Source organism: Thermanaeromonas toyohensis ToBE (assembly GCF_900176005.1).
In the GTDB taxonomy this organism is placed as follows: Bacteria; Bacillota; DSM-521; order Neomoorellales; family Neomoorellaceae; genus Thermanaeromonas; species Thermanaeromonas toyohensis.
The window spans coordinates 2366884-2386166 of the sequence record NZ_LT838272.1; the positions used below are offsets into that span (position 1 = coordinate 2366884).

23 protein-coding genes are annotated in these 19283 nt (G+C 49.3%); all 23 read right to left on the reverse strand.

Annotation, left to right across the window (positions count from 1 at the left end):
- Nucleotides 1-3: 3 nt before the first annotated feature.
- The 23 genes from accB to B9A14_RS12355 all read right to left on the reverse strand — a co-directional run bounded on the left by accB (nucleotide 4) and on the right by B9A14_RS12355 (nucleotide 19216).
- Nucleotides 4-1800: an acetyl-CoA carboxylase biotin carboxyl carrier protein gene (gene accB / locus B9A14_RS12245; RefSeq protein ID WP_422938477.1), complete on the reverse strand. Its 1797-nt coding sequence runs from the start codon at nucleotides 1798-1800 to the stop codon at nucleotides 4-6.
- A gap of 331 nt (nucleotides 1801-2131) precedes the next feature.
- Nucleotides 2132-2719: a SpoIIIAH-like family protein gene (locus B9A14_RS12250; RefSeq protein WP_084665959.1), complete on the reverse strand. Its 588-nt coding sequence runs from the start codon at nucleotides 2717-2719 to the stop codon at nucleotides 2132-2134.
- Between the two features lie 49 nt (nucleotides 2720-2768).
- Nucleotides 2769-3368, reverse strand: coding sequence for a hypothetical protein (locus tag B9A14_RS12255; RefSeq protein ID WP_084665960.1), 600 nt, complete (start codon nucleotides 3366-3368; stop codon nucleotides 2769-2771).
- Between the two features lie 25 nt (nucleotides 3369-3393).
- Nucleotides 3394-3930 (reverse strand): stage III sporulation protein AF, encoded by a 537-nt coding sequence (locus B9A14_RS12260; RefSeq protein ID WP_172839152.1) that lies wholly within the window; start codon nucleotides 3928-3930, stop codon nucleotides 3394-3396.
- A gap of 17 nt (nucleotides 3931-3947) precedes the next feature.
- The gene (gene spoIIIAE, locus B9A14_RS12265) at nucleotides 3948-5171 is read right to left on the reverse strand and encodes a stage III sporulation protein AE (RefSeq protein WP_231967740.1); all 1224 of its coding nucleotides are present in this window, start codon (nucleotides 5169-5171) and stop codon (nucleotides 3948-3950) included.
- Nucleotides 5172-5191: 20 nt separating this feature from the next.
- Nucleotides 5192-5581 carry a stage III sporulation protein AD gene (gene spoIIIAD / locus B9A14_RS12270; RefSeq protein ID WP_084665964.1) on the reverse strand — a complete coding sequence of 130 codons (390 nt, stop codon included), beginning with the start codon at nucleotides 5579-5581 and terminating at the stop codon, nucleotides 5192-5194.
- Nucleotides 5582-5596: 15 nt separating this feature from the next.
- Nucleotides 5597-5803, reverse strand: coding sequence for a stage III sporulation protein AC (spoIIIAC, locus tag B9A14_RS12275; protein WP_084665966.1), 207 nt, complete (start codon nucleotides 5801-5803; stop codon nucleotides 5597-5599).
- Nucleotides 5804-5819: 16 nt separating this feature from the next.
- A complete protein-coding gene (gene spoIIIAB / locus B9A14_RS12280; protein ID WP_157109954.1) occupies nucleotides 5820-6338 on the reverse strand; it encodes a stage III sporulation protein SpoIIIAB in 519 nt (172 codons plus the stop codon).
- Between the two features lie 24 nt (nucleotides 6339-6362).
- Entirely contained in the window at nucleotides 6363-7352 is a 990-nt protein-coding gene (gene spoIIIAA, locus B9A14_RS12285) for a stage III sporulation protein AA (protein WP_084665970.1), read from the reverse strand.
- 119 nt (nucleotides 7353-7471) lie between these two features.
- Nucleotides 7472-7984: a CD1247 N-terminal domain-containing protein gene (locus B9A14_RS17295; protein WP_157109955.1), complete on the reverse strand. Its 513-nt coding sequence runs from the start codon at nucleotides 7982-7984 to the stop codon at nucleotides 7472-7474.
- Nucleotides 7985-8050: 66 nt separating this feature from the next.
- Complete coding sequence (gene efp / locus B9A14_RS12295) at nucleotides 8051-8608, reverse strand: elongation factor P (RefSeq protein ID WP_084665972.1); 558 nt, start codon at nucleotides 8606-8608, stop codon at nucleotides 8051-8053.
- A gap of 58 nt (nucleotides 8609-8666) precedes the next feature.
- Nucleotides 8667-9761 carry a M24 family metallopeptidase gene (locus tag B9A14_RS12300; protein WP_084665974.1) on the reverse strand — a complete coding sequence of 365 codons (1095 nt, stop codon included), beginning with the start codon at nucleotides 9759-9761 and terminating at the stop codon, nucleotides 8667-8669.
- Nucleotides 9762-9767: 6 nt separating this feature from the next.
- Complete coding sequence (gene aroQ / locus B9A14_RS12305; RefSeq protein WP_084665976.1) at nucleotides 9768-10211, reverse strand: type II 3-dehydroquinate dehydratase; 444 nt, start codon at nucleotides 10209-10211, stop codon at nucleotides 9768-9770.
- 98 nt (nucleotides 10212-10309) lie between these two features.
- Nucleotides 10310-11662, reverse strand: a complete 1353-nt coding sequence (locus tag B9A14_RS12310) for a TldD/PmbA family protein (RefSeq protein WP_084665978.1) — start codon at nucleotides 11660-11662, stop codon at nucleotides 10310-10312.
- A complete protein-coding gene (locus B9A14_RS12315; protein WP_084665980.1) occupies nucleotides 11662-13068 on the reverse strand; it encodes a TldD/PmbA family protein in 1407 nt (468 codons plus the stop codon). Before B9A14_RS12315 ends, B9A14_RS12310 begins: the two co-directional genes overlap by 1 nt.
- Nucleotides 13069-13161: 93 nt before the next feature.
- Complete coding sequence (locus B9A14_RS12320) at nucleotides 13162-14403, reverse strand: NPCBM/NEW2 domain-containing protein (RefSeq protein WP_084665982.1); 1242 nt, start codon at nucleotides 14401-14403, stop codon at nucleotides 13162-13164.
- Nucleotides 14404-14422: 19 nt separating this feature from the next.
- Nucleotides 14423-14989, reverse strand: a complete 567-nt coding sequence (locus B9A14_RS12325) for a PilN domain-containing protein (RefSeq protein ID WP_084665984.1) — start codon at nucleotides 14987-14989, stop codon at nucleotides 14423-14425.
- 1 nt (nucleotide 14990) lies between these two features.
- Nucleotides 14991-15890 (reverse strand): type IV pilus biogenesis protein PilM, encoded by a 900-nt coding sequence (pilM, locus tag B9A14_RS12330; RefSeq protein WP_084665986.1) that lies wholly within the window; start codon nucleotides 15888-15890, stop codon nucleotides 14991-14993.
- 52 nt (nucleotides 15891-15942) lie between these two features.
- Nucleotides 15943-17025, reverse strand: a complete 1083-nt coding sequence (locus B9A14_RS12335; RefSeq protein ID WP_157109956.1) for a hypothetical protein — start codon at nucleotides 17023-17025, stop codon at nucleotides 15943-15945.
- 52 nt (nucleotides 17026-17077) lie between these two features.
- The gene (locus B9A14_RS12340) at nucleotides 17078-17539 is read right to left on the reverse strand and encodes a prepilin-type N-terminal cleavage/methylation domain-containing protein (protein ID WP_084665990.1); all 462 of its coding nucleotides are present in this window, start codon (nucleotides 17537-17539) and stop codon (nucleotides 17078-17080) included.
- Between the two features lie 6 nt (nucleotides 17540-17545).
- Nucleotides 17546-17926 (reverse strand): type IV pilus modification PilV family protein, encoded by a 381-nt coding sequence (locus B9A14_RS12345; RefSeq protein WP_084665992.1) that lies wholly within the window; start codon nucleotides 17924-17926, stop codon nucleotides 17546-17548.
- A gap of 8 nt (nucleotides 17927-17934) precedes the next feature.
- Nucleotides 17935-18423: a GspH/FimT family pseudopilin gene (locus B9A14_RS12350; RefSeq protein WP_084665994.1), complete on the reverse strand. Its 489-nt coding sequence runs from the start codon at nucleotides 18421-18423 to the stop codon at nucleotides 17935-17937.
- Nucleotides 18424-18466: 43 nt separating this feature from the next.
- Nucleotides 18467-19216, reverse strand: a complete 750-nt coding sequence (locus tag B9A14_RS12355) for a prepilin peptidase (protein ID WP_084665996.1) — start codon at nucleotides 19214-19216, stop codon at nucleotides 18467-18469.
- Between the last annotated feature and the right edge of the window lie 67 nt (nucleotides 19217-19283).

Below are 19283 nucleotides of genomic sequence, written 5' to 3' on the forward strand. Positions count from 1 at the left end.
TCCCTACTCCTTTTCCAGGCGGAAAAGAACCTGGCCATATTCTACTGGCTGACCGTTTTCCACCAGGATTTCTACTACTCGCCCATGTATGTCAGCGGTGATCTCATTCATCAACTTCATGGCTTCAATAATACATAGAGTCTGTCCAGGCTTAACTCGGCTACCGATTTCTACAAAGGGCGGGGCATCTGGAGCCGGCGCCCGGTAAAAGGTCCCTACCAGAGGGGCTTTTACCTCTACTATCTCAGTAGCCGGAGAAGGCTCTTCCTTAACCGGAGGAGGAACTAGCTGTTCATAAGCCTGTACAGGTCCAGAGGCAGGCGAAGGTACTGCACTAGTACTACCTCGTCTAATGCTGACTTTGACGCCTTCACTTTCTAGGTTAAGTTCCGTCACCCCTGTCTCTTCCAGAGCTTTTATAAGCTCTACAATATCTTTCAGATTCACTTCCCCTTTCACCTCCCCACCTTCTACTTCCTTTCTTACACCGGCTTTCACTTCTTTCTTTTCTTCCCTGCGTCCAGGGTTTAATCTGCCAGCCCTTCTATCCTCTAGGAACTTCCGGGCCACTTGGGGAAATAGAGCGTAAGAAATTATATCTTCTTCACTTTCAGCCAGATCCCCTATCTCCTGCCTAGCCTCTTCCAACCTAGGTGAGAGGTAGTCGGCTGGCCGACCGGTTATAGGTTCTTCATCACCGATTATCTTTCGCTTTATCTCCTCATCTAAGGGAGCTGGGGGCCGGCCATAAAATCCCCGTACGTAATTTTTAACCTCTTCTGGTACCACTTTATACCTCTCACCTAATAATACATTAAGCACAGCTTGGGTTCCTACAATCTGGCTGGTAGGGGTGACCAGAGGTGGATAACCCAGCTCAGCCCTTACCCGCGGTATTTCCTTTAAAACCTCATTTATGCGGTGGGCAGCTTTTTGTTCCTTAAGCTGGTTCACAAGATTAGAAATCATGCCCCCAGGAACCTGATGTTGGAAGACCGCCATATCAGTAATACGAGTGACTCCGCGTTCATAACCTAACTTCCGCCGCAGTTCATCGAAGTACTCAGCTATTTCAAAAAGCAGTTCTAAATCGAGCCCAGTATCGTAAGGCGTACCAGCTAAGGCCCGCACCACCGTTTCTACCGGGGGCTGTGAAGCTCCAAAGGCCAAGGGGCAGGAAGCTGTATCTACTACGTCCACGCCGGCCCGGACCGCCTCTAGGTAGCTCCCCAAGGCCAGGCCACCGATATAATGGCTGTGCAACTGTACAGGTACCTTTAAATTTTCCTTAAAAAGCTTTACCAACTCATAGGCCACAGGGGGAGCAAGCAGCCCAGCCATATCCTTTATACAGATAGAATCTACTCCCATCTCCTCGAGATTCTGGGCTACATCCAGGAAGTGTTCTATGGTATGCACAGGGCTTATAGTATATACTACGGCCCCCTGGACATGGGCCCCTTCTTTTTTGGCCACTTTTATAGGAAATTCCATATTGCGTAGATCGTTTAAAGCATCGAAGATACGGATAATATCGATACCATTGGAAACCGCCCGGCCTATAAAGGCAGCTACCACGTCATCCGGGTAATGTTGATACCCTACTAAAGACTGGCCCCGCAAAAGCATCTGGAGGGGAGTACGCTTAACATATTTTTTTATAGTACGCAGGCGCTCCCAAGGATCCTCATCTAAATAGCGCAAACAAACATCGAAGGTAGCACCGCCCCATACCTCTAAGGAATGGTAACCCACACTATCTAGCTTCTCCAATATAGGGATCATATCCTTAGTGGCCATACGCGTGGCCCATAGACTCTGATGGCCGTCGCGCAGAGTAGTATCCGTTATTCTAACACCCAAGGAAAGTAAACCTCCTTAAATACTTCGTATCCTTTACCAGATGGGAAGCTTGTTGCCTCTGGTTCTTTCGCACCTTGCCCTATTATATAGGAGGTTTATTACATGGTGCAATATATAGAAACCAAGTATACATTATATTTGCGGTTTAATCGCTCGCTTTTAAGCCCAAGCAGGTACCTAAAACAAATGTGAGCGGGCTTAAAAGCCCGCTTTATCACTGTCCAGTTATAATTACCCTGTAGCCTAAAGTAAGGCTGTAGCGAAACTCTTACTTCTGAGGGATAATGCTTATCTGTTCGCGGGGGCGCCCAGTAGAACGGGAGACTAGATCTCCGATCTTGTTGGCATCTTCCTCGGTAATCTTTTCCGCCATCACTACTACGTTTACAGCCTGGGGTTGGATAAATACTGCTGCCTCTTTATATCCCTTGGCTACAATAAGTTTTTCTAGCTGAAGTTCCAAATCCATCTGCCTGGTTAGATCCATTAAGCGCTTCTGGGCTTCCTGCTTACTATCGCTTGTTGCGTTAGGATTGTCTATAATTTGCTTCAACATATCTATCTGCTGGCTACGCCGCCGATCCCTTTCTAATCGGTACTCTACAAAAAAGGCTGTGCCACCTTGCCCGGCCTTGTCTGCTGCGCTTTTTAAAATATCCTCAGCCTTTATATCTGTCTTGGAACCCTGGGAGGTAGGGGCTGTTATTTTGCTAACTTGGCGTGCCGGGCCTTCCGCTGGTGTGTCTCCTGTGGAGCTTTTAATATCCTGCCGGTCTCCTTGGATAAGATAAGCCAGGACTCCAAAGGTCAACACCAGAGCGAGCAATACTCTCATTTTATCGTTAATTTTTATCATAGTCTCCACCCCTTTTAAAGCTTTTTAGCCCTCACAAAACCTAAAGCCTTCACTTGCGCATAGGTAAAACCTGAACTTGGTGGGGAGCAAGCCCCCACAAAGTTTGCACCGCTTCGGTAAGCCGGGAACGTACCAAAGGATCATTACCCCCTTCTGCCACCACTATTACACCCTGGATTTGAGGCTTAGATTCCCTCACCACTACTGGTTCTTCCCCCTGGATGGCACTGGTACGAGCCAGTACTAGCTGGCCGTCTTCATTTGTTTCCGTGGTTACCCTGGTCGCTCCTCCTTTATCTTTTTCTTCTGTACTACGTTTGGTCGCTCTAGTATTGGTAGCGTATTGCTTAAGGGGTGTAGAAGACAAAGAGACGCTAACCTTAACCTTCCCAGCACCTTCCACTTGCTCTAGAATCGCCTGGAGCTCTACTTCCAAAGCCCGGGCAAAGGTAAAAAGCTCGCTTTCCCGGTTCTGTCCCTCCAACACTTGATTGGAAGCATGTGGTACCTGGTTCCTGGACTTGGGCTCCAGCATGTGGCCCAGGCTTAAAAAAACACTACCCAACACCAGCAATCCAATAGCTACCCACAGGTACCAGGGTGGCTTGCCCGGCAGACGCCATCCTTTAAGCCGCTCATCTAGGGCCACTGCTTCACCCCCCTTCTTGCCTGTTTTACTCTTTGGGCAGTTTATAAATATCCACTGCCCCAGGTTCTACCCCATAAAAGTAAGCTAAGGTCTGCCTTATCCTGGTTTCCACCTCTTCCGGACGGGTTTCCCTACCTAAAACTGCGGTCACATGTACCCGCCGGATTTTCGTATTACGCGGGTTCCCTGGCTCCATCTCTACCTGGACCTGTGTATCTTCTACTCCTGGTATCAGGGCTAGTAGCGCCCGCATCTGACTAGAAAGCCTCTTCCGGAAAATTTCCAGGGCAGTCTCCTCTTCGATCCTGGTAAGGGCCCCTTGAGACACCTTAAAACCCTCCTCCCGGGTATCGGGCCGCAGGTCCCAGGAGATAACTTCCAGGGTTTTACCCCGACTGAAGCTCGCTGCTAAAGGCGAAAGGATAGCCACGATTACAAATAAACCCAGGACTAAACGAACATATTTACTTAAAGCCTGTTGGGGAAGCAACATTTCCATAAGGCCGGCTAAAAGGGCGATGAGGGCTACCTGGTGAACTATTTCTCCTATTACTTCCAGCAAGATCTTAACCCTCCTCCTTACCCCCTCAGGGCCACCAGTAAATTGCCTAAAAGTACAATCACACCTATAGTTAGGTAAAACATTAGGGTCACACCGATCAAGCATGCGAAAAGAAGGAGCAAAGCCCCGCCCATTCCTTCCAAAGCATCGGAAAGCTGGTGTTCACCAAAGGGCTGTACCAGTGCAGCTGCTACCCGATAAACGAGGGCTAAGGAAACGATCTTTAAAAGAGGGAAGGCCACAAGGAAAAATATTATCACCACTCCCGTAACACCTACCGCAGTCTTTAGTAGAAGTGTAGTACCAGCTACAGTAGTCACGGCATCGGAGAGGATTTTTCCCACTACAGGTACGAAGGAGGCTGTAGCGAATTCAGCCGCCCTTAGGCTTAATCCATCGGCTACAGAACCCCCAATCCCATAGACTGAAAGAACCCCTGTGAAAAGAGTAAGCATAAGTCCTAAAAGGGCAAGGGAGAACTGGCGCAAAAGTCCAGCCAACCGGCTTATCTGGAAGCGGTCGGAAATATGGCTGACCACGCCTAAAATGGCTCCTAAATAAATTAACGGGAATATGGTACCCCGGGTAACAGTACCAGCGATAGTCAGGCTATAAGTGAGTACAGGTTGAAGTAAGGTGGAAGTAGTTAAACCTCCAGTAGCGGCTAGCAGCGTAACCAGCATAGGTAGTAAAGATTGGAAGAAGCTCACCATACGGTCGATGGCTTGGCTGGCCGCCTGTAGGGCTAGGGTAAAGGGCGTCAAAGCCAATCCAACCAAGGCCAAAAATACTACCCCATGGGCCACTTTAGCCGCTGTGCCCTCACTTAAAGATGCTTGCAAGTTTTGAAGCACAGCTCCTGCCACGGCTAAAATCACCAACTGGCTTAAAAGTTTTGTCCCTGCCCATAACTCCCGTAAGAAATACCTGGCTAACCCTCTAGCTACTTCTTCTGGCTTAACTGGTAACTCCCCTCGCCGGAGCCTCTCCCATATGTCCCGCCAGCCTAAAGGAGGAAGATACATTCCCACTTCCCGTTCTAGCTCTCGGAGATACCGATCCAGCCCCTCGAGGTTTAACTCACGGATCTGGTTTTCCAGGTGCTTGTCCAAAAGGGAAGCGACCTCATTCTCCTCTTTAAGTACGGGGAGAATTTCCCTTGCCTCCAGGGGAAAAGGTAAAAGAAGAAGGAGGAGGTTTAATATTAAAAAAACGTTAATGAAAAGGGCTCTATTTTTCACTCCGCCACCTTCTTTTAGTATTAAGGCAATAATTTTACAATACTTTCTAGGATAGCTACGATAATGGGAATAGCTAGGACCATGATTAAAACCTTAGTGGCCAGCTCCACTTTGCTGGCTATAGCATTTTCCCCAGCATCCCGGCATACTTGGGCTCCAAATTCACCAACATAAGCAATACCTATTATTTTTAAGACAGTGGTAAGGTAAAACCGGTTAATACCAGCTCGGTCGGAAAGGTTAGAAAGGACTTGTACCACCGCGCCAATACGATCTACCAAAAGAAGGAAAATCAAAGCGCCTGTCACCAAACTAATGAGCAGGGCCATCTCTTTAGCTTGAGCTTGCCGCACCACCACAATTATAAGGGTAGTCATTAGAGCAAGACCTACAACCTGGAAAATCTCCATAGGGGTTCTCCTTCTCTAATACAGTTGGAACACTGCCCTTACGGCATTAAAGAGCTCCATAATAACTGGGATGATCCATAGCAGGGCGATGGCCAAACCGGCCAAAACAGTCATATAAGCATACTCGTCCCTACCAGCCTGTTTAAGGAAGGTATAAAATATGGTGATCATAATAGCCAGGGCTGCCAGGCGAAAAATCAAGCTCACATCTACTCCTAACATCCTCTGTCCTCTCCCTTCAATACATAAGCAAGACCAAGGTTATACCTAAAAGAAACCCTAGAGTCCGCCACATCTTCCCCTGGCGCTGGGCAGCCTCTTCAGCCAGCACGAGCTGGCGTTTCAAATGTTCCCGGGCTAGCTCCAGGTTTTTTACTTGATCTTCCCGGCCGGAGGCCCCCAGCCCCTGGCCCAAAGTCTTAAGTATATCGAGATCTTCTAAATGAAGAGCGCTTTGCTCTTTAAGTTTTTCCAACCCTTCTCCCCAGGCCTCTACTGCAGGCAGGCCTGGTTCCTCCCTTAAAAGAGCGGCAGCCTCCAGAAATAAGAGCCCTGCTACTCCCCCCAACTGTTCCCCTGTCCTCGCTAGGGCTTGGGGTAACGGAGTAGAAGCATACACAATTTCTGTCTCGAGTAACTTTAAACCGCTGATCAAGGCCTTAAGCTGAACAGGACGGGCCTGGTAAAGATGTGAAAGAATTAAACCGAAAAAACCGCAACTTAAAACCACTAAACCTGCACCTGTCAATTTTAACAAAGCCTTTAGCCTCCCCAGGGAAATCTAGCTTAAGAGCTTCCGGGGCCCAGCCAAAAGAACCCTACCTTCCCCACCTTCCATAACTGCCTCCACAGTACCTGGGCCTAGCCTCCGGCTCAAAAGGATAAGCCGCTGCCATACTCCTTGCCTAAGTAGAGGCTCCCACCCCGGCCGGCTTTTTAGTTCTCCTGGTGTCGAAGCATGTACACTAGCCAGTAAGGTAACCCCGCTATAGAGGGCTTCTTGGAGAGCCTCTAGCTCTTTAAGCTTACCCACTTCATCCGTAGCCACTACTTCCGGACCCATAGCCCTTACTAGCATAAGAAGGCCTTCTCCCTTAGGGCAACGATCCAGCACGTCAGTACGGGGGCCCACATCTAACTGGGGAATACCTTGATAACAGCCAGCGATCTCAGAGCGCTCGTCCACTACACCCACATTCAAACCTCGGACTCCTAGTTCTGGAATTCCAAGACTGAAGGAGCGTATAAGGTCTCTTAGTAAAGTGGTTTTCCCGCACCGGGGTGGAGAAAGAACCAGTATATGATAGGGTCGACCTGCGGGATCGACTAAGTATGGTAAAAGAGGCCGGGCACAGCCGGGAAGACTCCGGGCCAGACGGATATTTAAGCTGCTAATGTTCTTTAAAGTACGTATACTACCCCTTTCTACTATAGTTTCCCCGGCAAGACCTACCCGGTGGCCTCCCTTTACAGTTATGTAACCTGCGCGGAGTTCCTCTTCTAAAGCATAAAGGGAATTTTGGGTTAGAGCTTGTACCGTATGCTGAATATCCTTTTCCTCCACCCGATAAGTATCTTCGAGCTGAGCGGTCAAATGGCCTTCGACGGTAATCCAGGATTCTCCTTCAGCCCACTGGAGGTGTAGGGGTTGGTGGCAGCGTAGGCGAATTTCTTCTAAGCCTTCTTTAATTTTTACAGGAAGTTTAGCTATTATTTCTCTTAAAGCTGGGGGAAGAAGGCGCATAATTTCTTCCACCTGCTCTAACCCCATGGTAAACTTCCCCTCCCTGCAATAATGCTTATTACCTCCTTGCCAATTTTATGCAAAAAAATAACCCGGCCTTAAAAGGCCGGGAAACCTTATACCGCCCAAACAATACCACTCTAGCCTTAAATATCTTCTGTATCTTTTTCTATCTCCTGATTTGTTTTCTCCTGGCTAGGAGGAACTAAGCTACTCTCTCCCTCTTCATTAACAAAAACTACAGTGTTACAATTAGGACAGGTAACTTCCACTACATCTTCATCATCTAGGATATCAGCGTCAAAGCAGACGATCTCGTGGCACTTAGGGCATTCGACTTCTATATAGTCACCCTCTTCTTCGTATTCTTCTTCATCTTCGAGATCCTCTTCCTCGTCTTCTAGATCTTCATCTTCTTCCTCATCTTCATCCTCACCGGTAGAGTAAACCTCATCTTCTAGATCGTAGAGATCTTCATCAATATCTTCGAGATACTCCTCTAGCTCTTCATATTCCTCGTAAAGATCGTGGATGGCTTCCGCCATATCATCTAATATGGAAACTATTTCTTTGAGTATCTTCCCCTCTTTATCCTCTTCTAGTTGAAGCCCTTCCATCAAACCTTGGAGGTAAGCCACTCGCTGGCGTAAGTCTCGCACAGTAAAGCACCCCTTCTTAAAGCTTTTGTTGATTTTAGCACGTGTTCTCCATTAATTTACCTTTCCCTATACTCTTTCAATGTATGCTCCTGTTCGGGTATCGATGCGGATTACATCACCTACTTCCACAAAGAGAGGAACCTGCACCACAGCCCCTGTCTCTACTACCGCTGTTTTGGAACCCCCTGCCGCCGTATCGCCCTTAATTCCAGGCTCTGTCTCGATGACTTTAAGCTCCACAAAATTAGGAAGCTCAATCCCAATAGTTTCTCCTTGGTAAAAAAGCATATCAATAATCATATTATCCGTTAAATACTTGGTGGCCTCGTCTAATTTTTCCCGCGGTAGGGCAAATTGCTCGAAGGTTTCCGAATCCATGAAGTAATAGGTATCACCATCATTATAAAGATATTGCATCTTACGCCTATCTATGTGAGCCCGATTGACCTTTTCGCCCGCCCGGAAAGTCCGCTCGATAACAGCTCCTGTACGACGGTTCTTAAGCTTAGTCCGTACAAAGGCCGCGCCCTTACCAGGTTTTACATGCATAAATTCTAAAACAGTATATACCTCACCATCTACCTCTATGGTAAGACCTGTACGGAAGTCATTAGTAGAAATCAAGCCTTTCTCGCCCCCTATCCCTCATAGTTTTATCTTAGCCAAAAAGATGTAAGCTTCTCTAGAGCTCTAGAAATTCTCTACTCGCTTTAGAGAGCAACCGACAACCTCCTTCCTCTACTAAAGCCATATCTTCTATACGTATACCCCCCCATCCGGGGATGTAGACACCAGGCTCCACAGTAACTACCGCTTGAGGAGGAAGAGGGGCTTCCTCGCGCCAGCTTAAGGTAGGGCTTTCATGGACGCTCAAACCCACCCCATGGCCCAGGCCATGATTGAAGTAACTCCCTAGACCCTCTTCTTCTATATAACTTCTAGCTAAAGCATCCACTTCCCGGCCGGAAATCCCGGACTTAAGGGCCTCCAAAGCTTTTTCCTGGGCAGTTAAAACCGTTCTATAAATCTTGTGCTGTTCGTCCGTGGCCGGGGCTATGACCACCGTACGGGTAAGGTCTGAGCAATAACCCTGATAAACTGCTCCAAAATCTAAAACTACCAGATCGCCAGGTTTAAGCTTTCGATCCCCAGCTTTACCATGGGGCCAGGCTGATCGAGGGCCAGAAGCCACAATTATGGGGAAGGCTGCTGCAGTTGCCCCTTTCTTGCGCATAAAATATTCTAACTCCAGGGCTATATCCTTCTCGCGAATGCCAGGTTTAAGGTATTCTTGGATATGTTTCCACGCCGCCTCGGCTACTTCTATTGCTTGCTGGATATTTTTTACCTCTTCGGGCTCTTTTATAGCCCTTAACCTCTCCACCACTTTGGAAGCTGGTTTAAGGATGGGCTTTCGCGGCCAATTCTCTATGGCTTCCTCCAGGCGGCGGTACGCGGCAAAGGTGAGATCTTCTTCCTCAAAATAGAGATCCTCTAGCCCCGCCTGGGCAACTACCTCCCCTAATTTTTTAAGGGGTTCCTTGCCCAGGTCTACCACTTCAAACCCTGGGGCTTCTTCGCGAGCCTGCTCTATAAACCGGCCATCAGTTAAAAGCCAGTTTTCTTGGGGTGTTAAGAGGAGATATCCGCTTTCACCTGTAAAACCGCTTAAGTAAAGGCGGTTAGTTGGATTGCTTACCAGGAAGCCAAGGCTATCTTGCTTATAGCAGCCCATCTCCTCTAAAGAAGCCCACAAGCGCTCAAGACGTTTTAGCATAAGTTTTTACCTTTCCTTCCCCCGGGCAAGCTCCAAGGCAGCCAGGAATCCTAATCGGTAGCTTAAAGGGCCAAACCCGCTGATCTGCCCCTTGACTACCGGTGCAGTCACCGTATACCGCCTAAATTCTTCCCGGCTATATATGTTAGAAAGATGCACCTCCACTACAGGATAATCCACCGCTGCCACAGCATCACGCAGCGCGTAGCTATAATGGCCTAGGGCACCCGGATTGAGGACAGCCGCATCGACCTTGCCGCAGGCCTGGTGCAACCGGTCAATAATAGCGCCCTCATGATTGGACTGGAAAAATTCCACCTCCGCTCCAGCCTGAAGGGCCAACTCCTTAAGCTCCCTATTTATTTCCTCCAGGGTAACCCGGCCATAAACGTCTGGCTCCCGGCGACCTAAAAGATTAAGGTTGGGTCCATGGATCACCAAAATCTTCATGGCCGCATTGTATCATACTCCTTAAAATTTGACTAGGGGGACAAGCCAATACCACGAGGGAACAATATGTCTCGCCATCCGTGATAAACCCGCTAGTTCTACGTACCGCTGATGGTCATACTGCTTATGCGCACTGTAGGGGCACCGGTGGCCCCGAAGAAGGTTAAATCATTACCCACGGCCTCGATGGAGTTAAGGAGGTTTATAAGATTTCCAGCTATGGCCACGCCCCGGACCGGGGCCTTAAACTCACCTTGCTCGATCCACATCCCCATCACGCCTACAGAGAAATCCCCTGATATAGGATTGGCCGTATGCATCCCTAGGACATCCGTCACGTAAAGACCGCGAGATACCTCCCTTATAAGCTCTTCTGGGGAACTTTCGCCTGCTACAAGGTAGAAGTTAGTAGTACCTACTTCAGGTGTAGCCTTGAAAGAGCCACGGGCCCCGTTTCCTGTGGAGCGTACCCCTTCCTTAGTCGCTGTGTAGGTATTATGGAGAAAGCCGCGCAAAATCCCTCCTTCTATTAGAACGGTCCTTTCCGTAGGTACGCCCTCACCATCAAAGGGAGCAGAGGCGATACCCCCAGGCATCCGCCCATCATCAATAATATGTACAACTGGTGAAGCCACCCTTTGCCCTACTTTGCCTCGGAACAGTGACTTCCCCTTTTGTACAGAATCAGCGGCTAGAGCTGGAGCGATAACTCCCAGGAAACTGGCCATCACATAAGGATCGAAAACAATTTGAGCCCTCTGGGTGGCCACCCTCCTGGCTCCCAGTAGGCGTACCGCCCTGGTAGCTCCCTCTCGGCCTATTTTACCCGGGTCCAACTCAGCTAATTTCAAAGAAGTAGCCAAGCCAAATCCGGTCTGGCTCTCCTCTCCATCCACAGCCACCACAAAGATACTGGCTCCGCAGTGGGCACCTTGATAGGTAGCAGCCACTCCTTGGGAATTGGCCAGGATAATTATATAGCGCCGGTCAGAGTAGGAACAGCTCTCCGTAATCTTCACCCGCGGATCGGCAGCCCGGGCTTGGCGTTCAATCTCTTTAGCCAGCTCTACTTTATATGTCAATGGACGGGATTCAATCTCGGGGTCGAAGAGATCTAGATGGGGATATTCCTGGGGATTAGGTAAGCAGTTATAATCATCAGGGGTAGCCTTCCGGGCGTTGGCCAAAGCCCGCTCTACAGTCTCATTGAGGGCGGAAGGGCTAAAATCTGTAGTGTAGGCAAAACCTACCCGACCATCTAGCAATACCCGGAGTCCTAGGCCCCGTTCCTGGGCTAAAGTTAAAACCTCTACCTCCTGATCGCGTACCTCTATATTCAAGTTTTCCCCTGCACTGATAAAGGCTTCGGCCAAGGCCCCTTTACGCGTAGCCTTTTCTACCACCTGCTGGGCCAAATTTAAGTATTGGCGTGCCAAGCCTTCGTAGTCCATTAGTTCTGTTCCTCCTCGTCCAGGATACCACCTACTACCATTTCTGGGATTCTAATAGTAGGTTGGGCGTCTCCTACAGGTACCCCTTGCCCGTCCTTACCGCAAGTGCCTAGGCTAAAACCCAGATCGTTTCCTACCCGGTCCACCATCTTAAGCACCTCCGGCCCGTTACCGGTCAAAGTAGCCCCTCTGACCAGGGGACCGATCTCCCCGTTTTCAATCAAATACCCTTCCGCTACGTCAAAGACAAAGTCCCCATTAGTGGTGTTGACCTGTCCGCCACCCATACGCTTAACCAATAAACCCTTTGATGTCTCCCGGATAATGGCCTGGGGGTCGTCTTTGCCGGGCGCGATAAAAGTATTGGTCATACGAGGAATGGGCCGATCCTGGTAAGATTCCCGCCGGCCATTGCCCGTAGACTTGCGCCCTTCCTTACGGGCCGTCAGGTAGTCGTACATATAGTCCTGCAAAATCCCGTCTTTGATGAGTACCGTCCTCTGCCCGGGCTGGCCCTCATCGTCAAACCTGAAGGAGCCGTATTTCCCTGGCAAGGTTGCATCATCTATCACGGTAATTAAGGGCGAAGCCACCTGCTGGCCTTTCTTGCCCGCATACACCGAAAGCTTTTTCTGCACCAGGTCCGCTTCTAGGCCGTGGCCGCAGGCCTCATGGATCATGGTTCCGCCCGCCTCCCCAGCCATGACCACCGTCATCCTTCCGGCTGGAGCGGGCCTAGCTTCCAGCATGCGCACCGCCCTCTCTGCAGCTTTCCGGGCCAGTTCTACCGGGTCATTTTCTTCAAAGAGTTCAAAACCCATAAGTCCCCCAATGGATTCATAACCTGTCTGGATAATCTTGCCGTCGCTGGCCACAGCATTCACCATAAAACGGCAGCGCACCCGCTCATCTTCCACCAGTATACCTTCGCTATTAGCGATAGTTACCTCCTGGATAATATCACCGTAGGCCACACTTACCTGGACAATCCGTTTATCCACCGCCCGGGCTGCTTCGTTGGCCCGCTGGACCAGGGCCACCTTCTCTTCCACGGGTACTTCATCTGGGCGCATCTTAATTTGGAAATCCCAGTTGGGCTTAGGCCTTTGCCACTTAATCTCCGGTTTGTGGGGCCCCTTACCGCCAGCAGCCTTTCCTACCGTCCGCGCCAATTCCAAAAGGCTATCTCTGGAGAGCTCATTGGTGTAACCGTAAATCGTATTCTCTCCTTTTAGGACCCGTATCCCGGCACCCTGATCCAGCCCCGAATGTACCCTCTCAATCTTGTTATCCTCGCACCCTATACCTGTCGTCCGTCGTCTTTCCAGAAAAATCTCGGCAAAATCGCCACCCTCCTCCAAGGCGGCCTCCAGTATAGCTTTCAAATCCTCAGGTGCTAGTAACATCACTCCACCCCTTACTTCTTCAAAGCCTTAAAGATCAGTAAAAGTATACCAGAGTATTCCCTAGTATAATTCAAGATGTGGCCAAATATTCCTCTAAGTAGTCGATAAAAACATATCAGCCAGGGCTGCTTTAAGGTCACTATAGTCGCCGGGACCAGCCTCTTTCCATTCCACCTGTATCGTTAGCCGATTTACTCCCGTAACGTTTATCTCTACATACTGGGGATACCCGCCCGGCTTTAAAGGTGGGCTGGTAAAAAGTTCCCGTTCATCACCAATTATACGCAAGATAAAGCTGCCGCTGCTGTTCCTCGTTCCGTCCTCTACACCGATAAAGCCCCGAAGTTTTAAATACCCGGCCTGCAAGTCCAGTACCGCCTCTGCCTTAAGTCTACTTTTTCCTAGGTCCACCACTATACCGTGTTCAAATTGCCGCCCTCCTATAGCTATGGCCCGGTCAGCCGGGTAATAAAAAGGGCCTACATTCCGCAAAACCCTTATTCCCTCTAGCCAGGGCGCTCCTGCCCTGCTGCGGCCGTGGCCGCGGGCTGGAAAAGTATATTCCAGTGTTTCGCTTTGGTCCTTATCTTCCTTTCCCTTATTTTCTAGTCTTGTCCCTTCTCCAGTACCTCCAGAGCTTGAAACTACAGGAGAGGGGGTAGAAGAAGGTTTAGAAGAAGAGAAAAAATTATGGGAGCTCGGCTTATTAAAGTCGGCTGGAGGTAAAAAGATATCCGACCGGCCCAACGGTAAGAGGGTTACAGCCTTCCCTTCATTAGCAACCTTCTCCCCCAGCTCGTAAAAATCCAAGATAAAGCTCGCCTCTACCTCGCCATGGCTCCCTGGCTTGGCCGTTAATTTAAGATCCCTAATCTGGATTAAAGCCGGTAAATTTTCCAACTGCTGTAGATAATTCTCTACTTGAGGATAGACTCCTTCAGCCGAAACCTGAAAGGGTTGCACATTAAAACCCCCCCGCTTTTCAGCTTCCAGAGGCCGGAACAACAAAATCCTCACTCCTTCGTTTTTCGGTTGAGCTGCGGCTAGAAAAGACTCTTTATCCCGCAGGGTCAAGCCCAGCCGGGCTTTAGCCATAGACATTTCAGCCTCGGCCTGGGCCAGTTCTTCTTTCAGCAAGGGTAACTTTAAAGCAGCCTCCTGGACGGCCGCAAGTCTTGCGCTCTCGGCCGTAAGCTCTTTTTTAACCTGCAAATAATGTGGCAGCTGATATCTCAAAACCACTCGATGAACAAAGGACAACCCTGCCACCACAAGAAGAAGGAGAAGCAAAAATTTTTCCCGGGTACTTAACTCTCGATGTTTCCTCCATATCACTAACGTAACTTCCCCCTATTTAATGTGTATAGGGCTGCTTAAGTAACGCTTTTATGTTGAATTCTAGGAGCATTTTGTCCTCGGCAGCTGCCTGTACAGATTGCAGTTTTACGTCTTGCAAGAAGGCTAGGCTCTGCAAAGCCACCAGACAATCGCCCACTGCGGCCAAGTTATAAGCCCTGCCCGTAAGAATTATTTCCCTGTTCGGGGTAACCTCTAGTTTAGTTATCCAAACTTCCCTGGGCAAGGCGGCACCTAAAGCCAGCAAAAATTCTGACCATTTTTGCCTACCCTGCATCAGCCTTTCCAGTTCCGCTTTTTGCTGGCGGAGGCTGTCTATCCTTTGTTGAACCTTTAAGGCCTCCTCTTCCTGAAGCTGATAAAAGTTTAGCTGAGCTCTCAAGGTTTCCAAGCGCTTAAGGATAAGCCAGGTATGCCCTAAAAGGAAAAAATATAAAAGCAAAAAAACTAATGCCAGGGATACGGCAACTACTAATTTGCGCTCCTTAAAGAAAAGGGAGGGGCGGTAAGGTTGTACCTCCGGAGGGAGCAAATTGATCTTTATCGTGTCTAGTTGTCTTCCCATTCTACCCCCTGCTCTCCCTTAGCGCCAGACCCACAGCCACAGCAAATTCAGGCCCTAGGCCGTAAGGCCTGCTTATTTCTACGGGCAGATCAAGTTCCATATGTAAGAAATCCCTTAACCCCTCTTGGTATGAGCCTCCTCCAGTAAGATATAGCTTGGAGGGGTTGAATTCCCTGCCCACCTGGGAGCGGTAGAACTCCAGAGAGCGCCGGACTTCCTGGGGCAGGTTAAACAGGGGATTAAAGCCCGGAGGAGTATTTCCCTGTTCTGGCATCAAAACACCTGTATTCATTCTCCGGCTGTAAAGGAGCTGGCCCCCTCTTACCAGCACTACCTGGCTGGAATTTGCTCCCAAATCCAAAATAATGGCTTCTTCTCCTGTTTCCACCGCCAAAGCCCGGCACAAGGCTGCCGGTACGATGTCCAGGGCGACCAAATCTAGGCCTGCCCCCTGAAATATACGATAATAGGAAAGGGCCAATTCCCGGGGAGCCGCGGCCAGCAAAACCAGCATTTGTCCCGTAAGGCCTGTGGGTTCAGGATCTAAAATGGCGCAGTCCAGTACCATATCCTGCGTACCTACAGGTAAATATCTCTCCGCCTCGTACTTAAGGCCTGAGCGCAATTCTTTTTCCGTCATGCGGGGAAGCCGCAGGTAACGTATGATCACCCGCTCGCCGTCTATAGCGCTCACCGCTCTTCTCCCCCTAAAGCCGCTTGCCTCTACAACCTCGGCTAGAGCAGCTGCCATTTCGATCTCATCACCCATCCCGGCAGGCGGTACTTTGTTTACCCCTTGGGCTAACAGCCGTTTGCCCTTTACGGCCACCGTTTTGATCAGCCCAGTACCCAGATCTACCCCCAGTAAGCTCTTGCCTCTACTCCCCAGCAGCCGGATCAACTCTACCTTGCCCCCTGTCAGTCTTTATGGTAAAGGCTATTCAGGCCGCTACTCAAAAAATTGGATAATTCTCTTTCCAAGATATTATTGTTAGCTGGGGCAACACTCCCGTAAGTAAATTGCTCTGGATGAGCTGGGGATTATATCTAATGGTGACACTCCCTCCGCCCCCCTGGCCTCTACCTGCCCCTCCGAAATTTAAACCCCGGGCAACCAGCGCTCCTTCCAGCTCCCCATTTCCCTTGGCGGATAAAGACCCTCCGGTTATTATAACAGCTTTTACCGTACTGTTCTCCATATCCACATTACCTAGGCAAATAATAGTAACTGCATCATAGGAAGAACCCGGCAAAAGGTCCCTGGGAATGGAGACGTCCCCTTCTACCACCAGGGTAGCCTGTCCAGAATAAGTGCCCGAAAGGGTAAGATTTCCTTTAACGTAATATATTCCGCTATAAATACGCGTTCCGTTCAAAGTAAGATCATGGGGATAATATTGACCGGCCCGCCTGGCTTCCGCCTCATAAAACTTAAGATCGATCTCTGGAAACTTAGAAAGGCCCCTGAAATGGGCGTACACCTGACCCTCTATCTTATCCCGGCCCTCCACACTTCCCGAAGCATATACATCAGCCTCCACATGGGCAGAACCTGAAAGCTTAAGATTCCCGTTAAGAAGCAACCTGCCCCAATTCTGTCCGACATTTTCTAGAGAAAAATTACCTGTTATATCCAAATCAAGGGGCGAATCAGGCAGGAGGCTTAAACCCCCCATAAGAGTTTGAGCGTTGACGTAGTACAATGTAGCCCGTAAGGTCTTTTGAGCGCTAATAAACTTGCCCACGGAAGTAAGCTCTATTTTCCACCCCATACCTTCAGCGGTTTTACGCAAGGTCACCTGGTTAATTTCGCCTCCGGCATAAGGCACTTCTAATTCCGAAATCCTTTCCTCCCGGCCCAAGGCAAATTTATCCAGCCAACTTGGATCCTCCCTTATTCTGGCTATGGCCCTTTCTATGCCCGCTTCGGCTATGTAATAAGCTTGGATCTGCTGCTTCTGGTACTGAACATTCCGGCGATAAATACCGATTATTTCTAGAGCCCCCGTGGCCAGCACCAAAATAAGAGAAGTCATAAGTACAACAAATAATAAAGCCTGGCCTTTTTCACCCCGGCAGTCCATATCATCACCTTACAAACACATTGGTAGTAAAGGTAGAGCCCTCCCCGTCCCCTTCTCCCGCTACCAGAGTAATTCTTACCAAAACGTCGTGTGAGGCGTCTGGGGGCTCCCTTTCAAAACGCAAATCCTTTATAAAACTTGCTACCGGATTAACCCCGCCATTCTTCTCCCGCATAAGCTGCTGCCGGGAGATGTCATGATAATAACGTACCTTTGAACCGTCATCTAAAGTAAAGGTTATAGAAGTTGCTTTCACCTCATCAATTTCCCGCGCACTCCTTAGCTCCCGCACCAGCCTATCTAGAGCGATGCGGGCGTTCTCCTGGATCTCCACCCCGCTCTCCTCACGCTTATACATCAGCGTTCCCTGGACGTAAAGGGCTAGAGCTGCACTTAAGACTATGAATAAGATAGTAACCGCTACAACCACTTCTACCAGGGTGAATCCGGCTACCTTAACCCTCAAAGTTTTTTACCTCCAGCCTTTATCCGCCGTCAAGCTCATTTCTCTGGGGCCGCTTACATCTTCGTAAAATACAGTTACAGTAACAGTTTTAAGATAACGGCCAGCCTCCTGGACGGAGACCCGATAACTAAAAGAGGGGTTCTCTATAAAGGTTATGGGTGGATCCTGGGGGTTGCCCGGTTCGTTCCGCACTTCTTCAAAGGGCTTCTTCTTAATTTCTTCTATTTTGCCTTGCGCTAGCATTAGAGCCGTTACGTCCTCCTGAGATGAAGCAGACCAACGTGTAGCCAAGACCAGATAATCTACTAGAGGCACTAGGGCCACCAGTAAAATGGCCACGCTTACCACCACTTCTAAAAGTGTAAACCCGCGCTCAAGTTTACTCATAAGACCGATTACCGCACCTCCCAGCTATCTGGCGGTGAGCTGCTCACCCGGACCCTGCCTGTAACAGAAGCCACAATAACGTAAAGAAACCGGCCAGAAACCATATCCTGTAAGGTGACCGTGCCTCCTGTAGGATAAGGCGTACCTTTGGCCGTGAAACTGAGGTAGTTATTATTAAAAGTGGTGGCCACGATCTGCACGGTGGGTGGTAATACCACCCGTTTTATAACCCTGGGGGAAACCCCCTCAGCTTTCCGCACTTCGTAATAGTTGCCACCTGCGGCAAAAAACACGCCGTAGTAACTGCTCTCCTCATTAAGGGCCGTTTGCTGGGCTTCGCGTAGATCCTGGGCTAGCTGTTCGGCAGCTACCTTAAGGCGGTAATAAGCCAGGGGCTTGCTAAGAGAAGGAAGGCTTATGCTTAGCACTATGCCCATCAGGGCCACAACTAAAGCTATTTCCACTAGAGTAAAGCCTTCGCTCGCCTTTTTGGTCAAGATAGCTGCCCCTGCCTTTCTAGTACCCTAAGAATACTGCCGTTCAGCCGATCCAAAAGCGGCTTAAATACCAGTACAGGATGGAAGGACCCCCAAAAAAGGCTATGCAAGCGCCTGCACTTAAAAAAGGGGCTAAGGGCAAAGGATCTTTGCGCCCCTTTATCCGGGCTGCCAGCAAGAAAAATCCGACGGTCCCAGCCAGAAATAGTCCCAAAAGAACAGCCAAAAACCCCAGAGGCCAACCCAGAAACAGCCCCAGCACCGCGGCCAGCTTTATATCACCACCACCCACATTGCCCCTGCTGACTATGTTTAGGAGTAACAACAGGCCGCCTGCCGAAAGGGCCCCCAGGAGCCCTGACCCAATTGTTATTTCAATATTCGACAGCAAGAATCCTCCTCCGATAACCAGGGCAGTAAAAATAAGGCGATTGGGTATCAAATAATACTCCGTGTCGATAAAAGAGGCAGCGATCAGTATAGAGGCCAGGCAAAGGTATTTGAACAATACTAGGCTAAACCCCAGGCGGAAAAAGAGCGCGGCAAAAACCGCGCCCGTCAAAAACTCCACCAGAGGATATCTTAAAGAGATTCTCTCACGACAGTAGCGGCAGCGACCTCGTAGAATTACGTAGCTAAATAAAGGTATTAAATCGTACCAGGCCAGGACCGTTTTACATTTTGGACAGTATGAGCGACCGAAAACTACTGTTTCTCCTCTTGGCAAGCGATGTATCACAACATTGAGGAAGCTGCCGATGAGGAGACCTGAAAAAAATCCCAGTACAAGCACTTTTTAGCTCCTCTTGAAACTTTATCGGGTTCTCTTATTCGATTACCCTAGGTACACCCAAATTAAC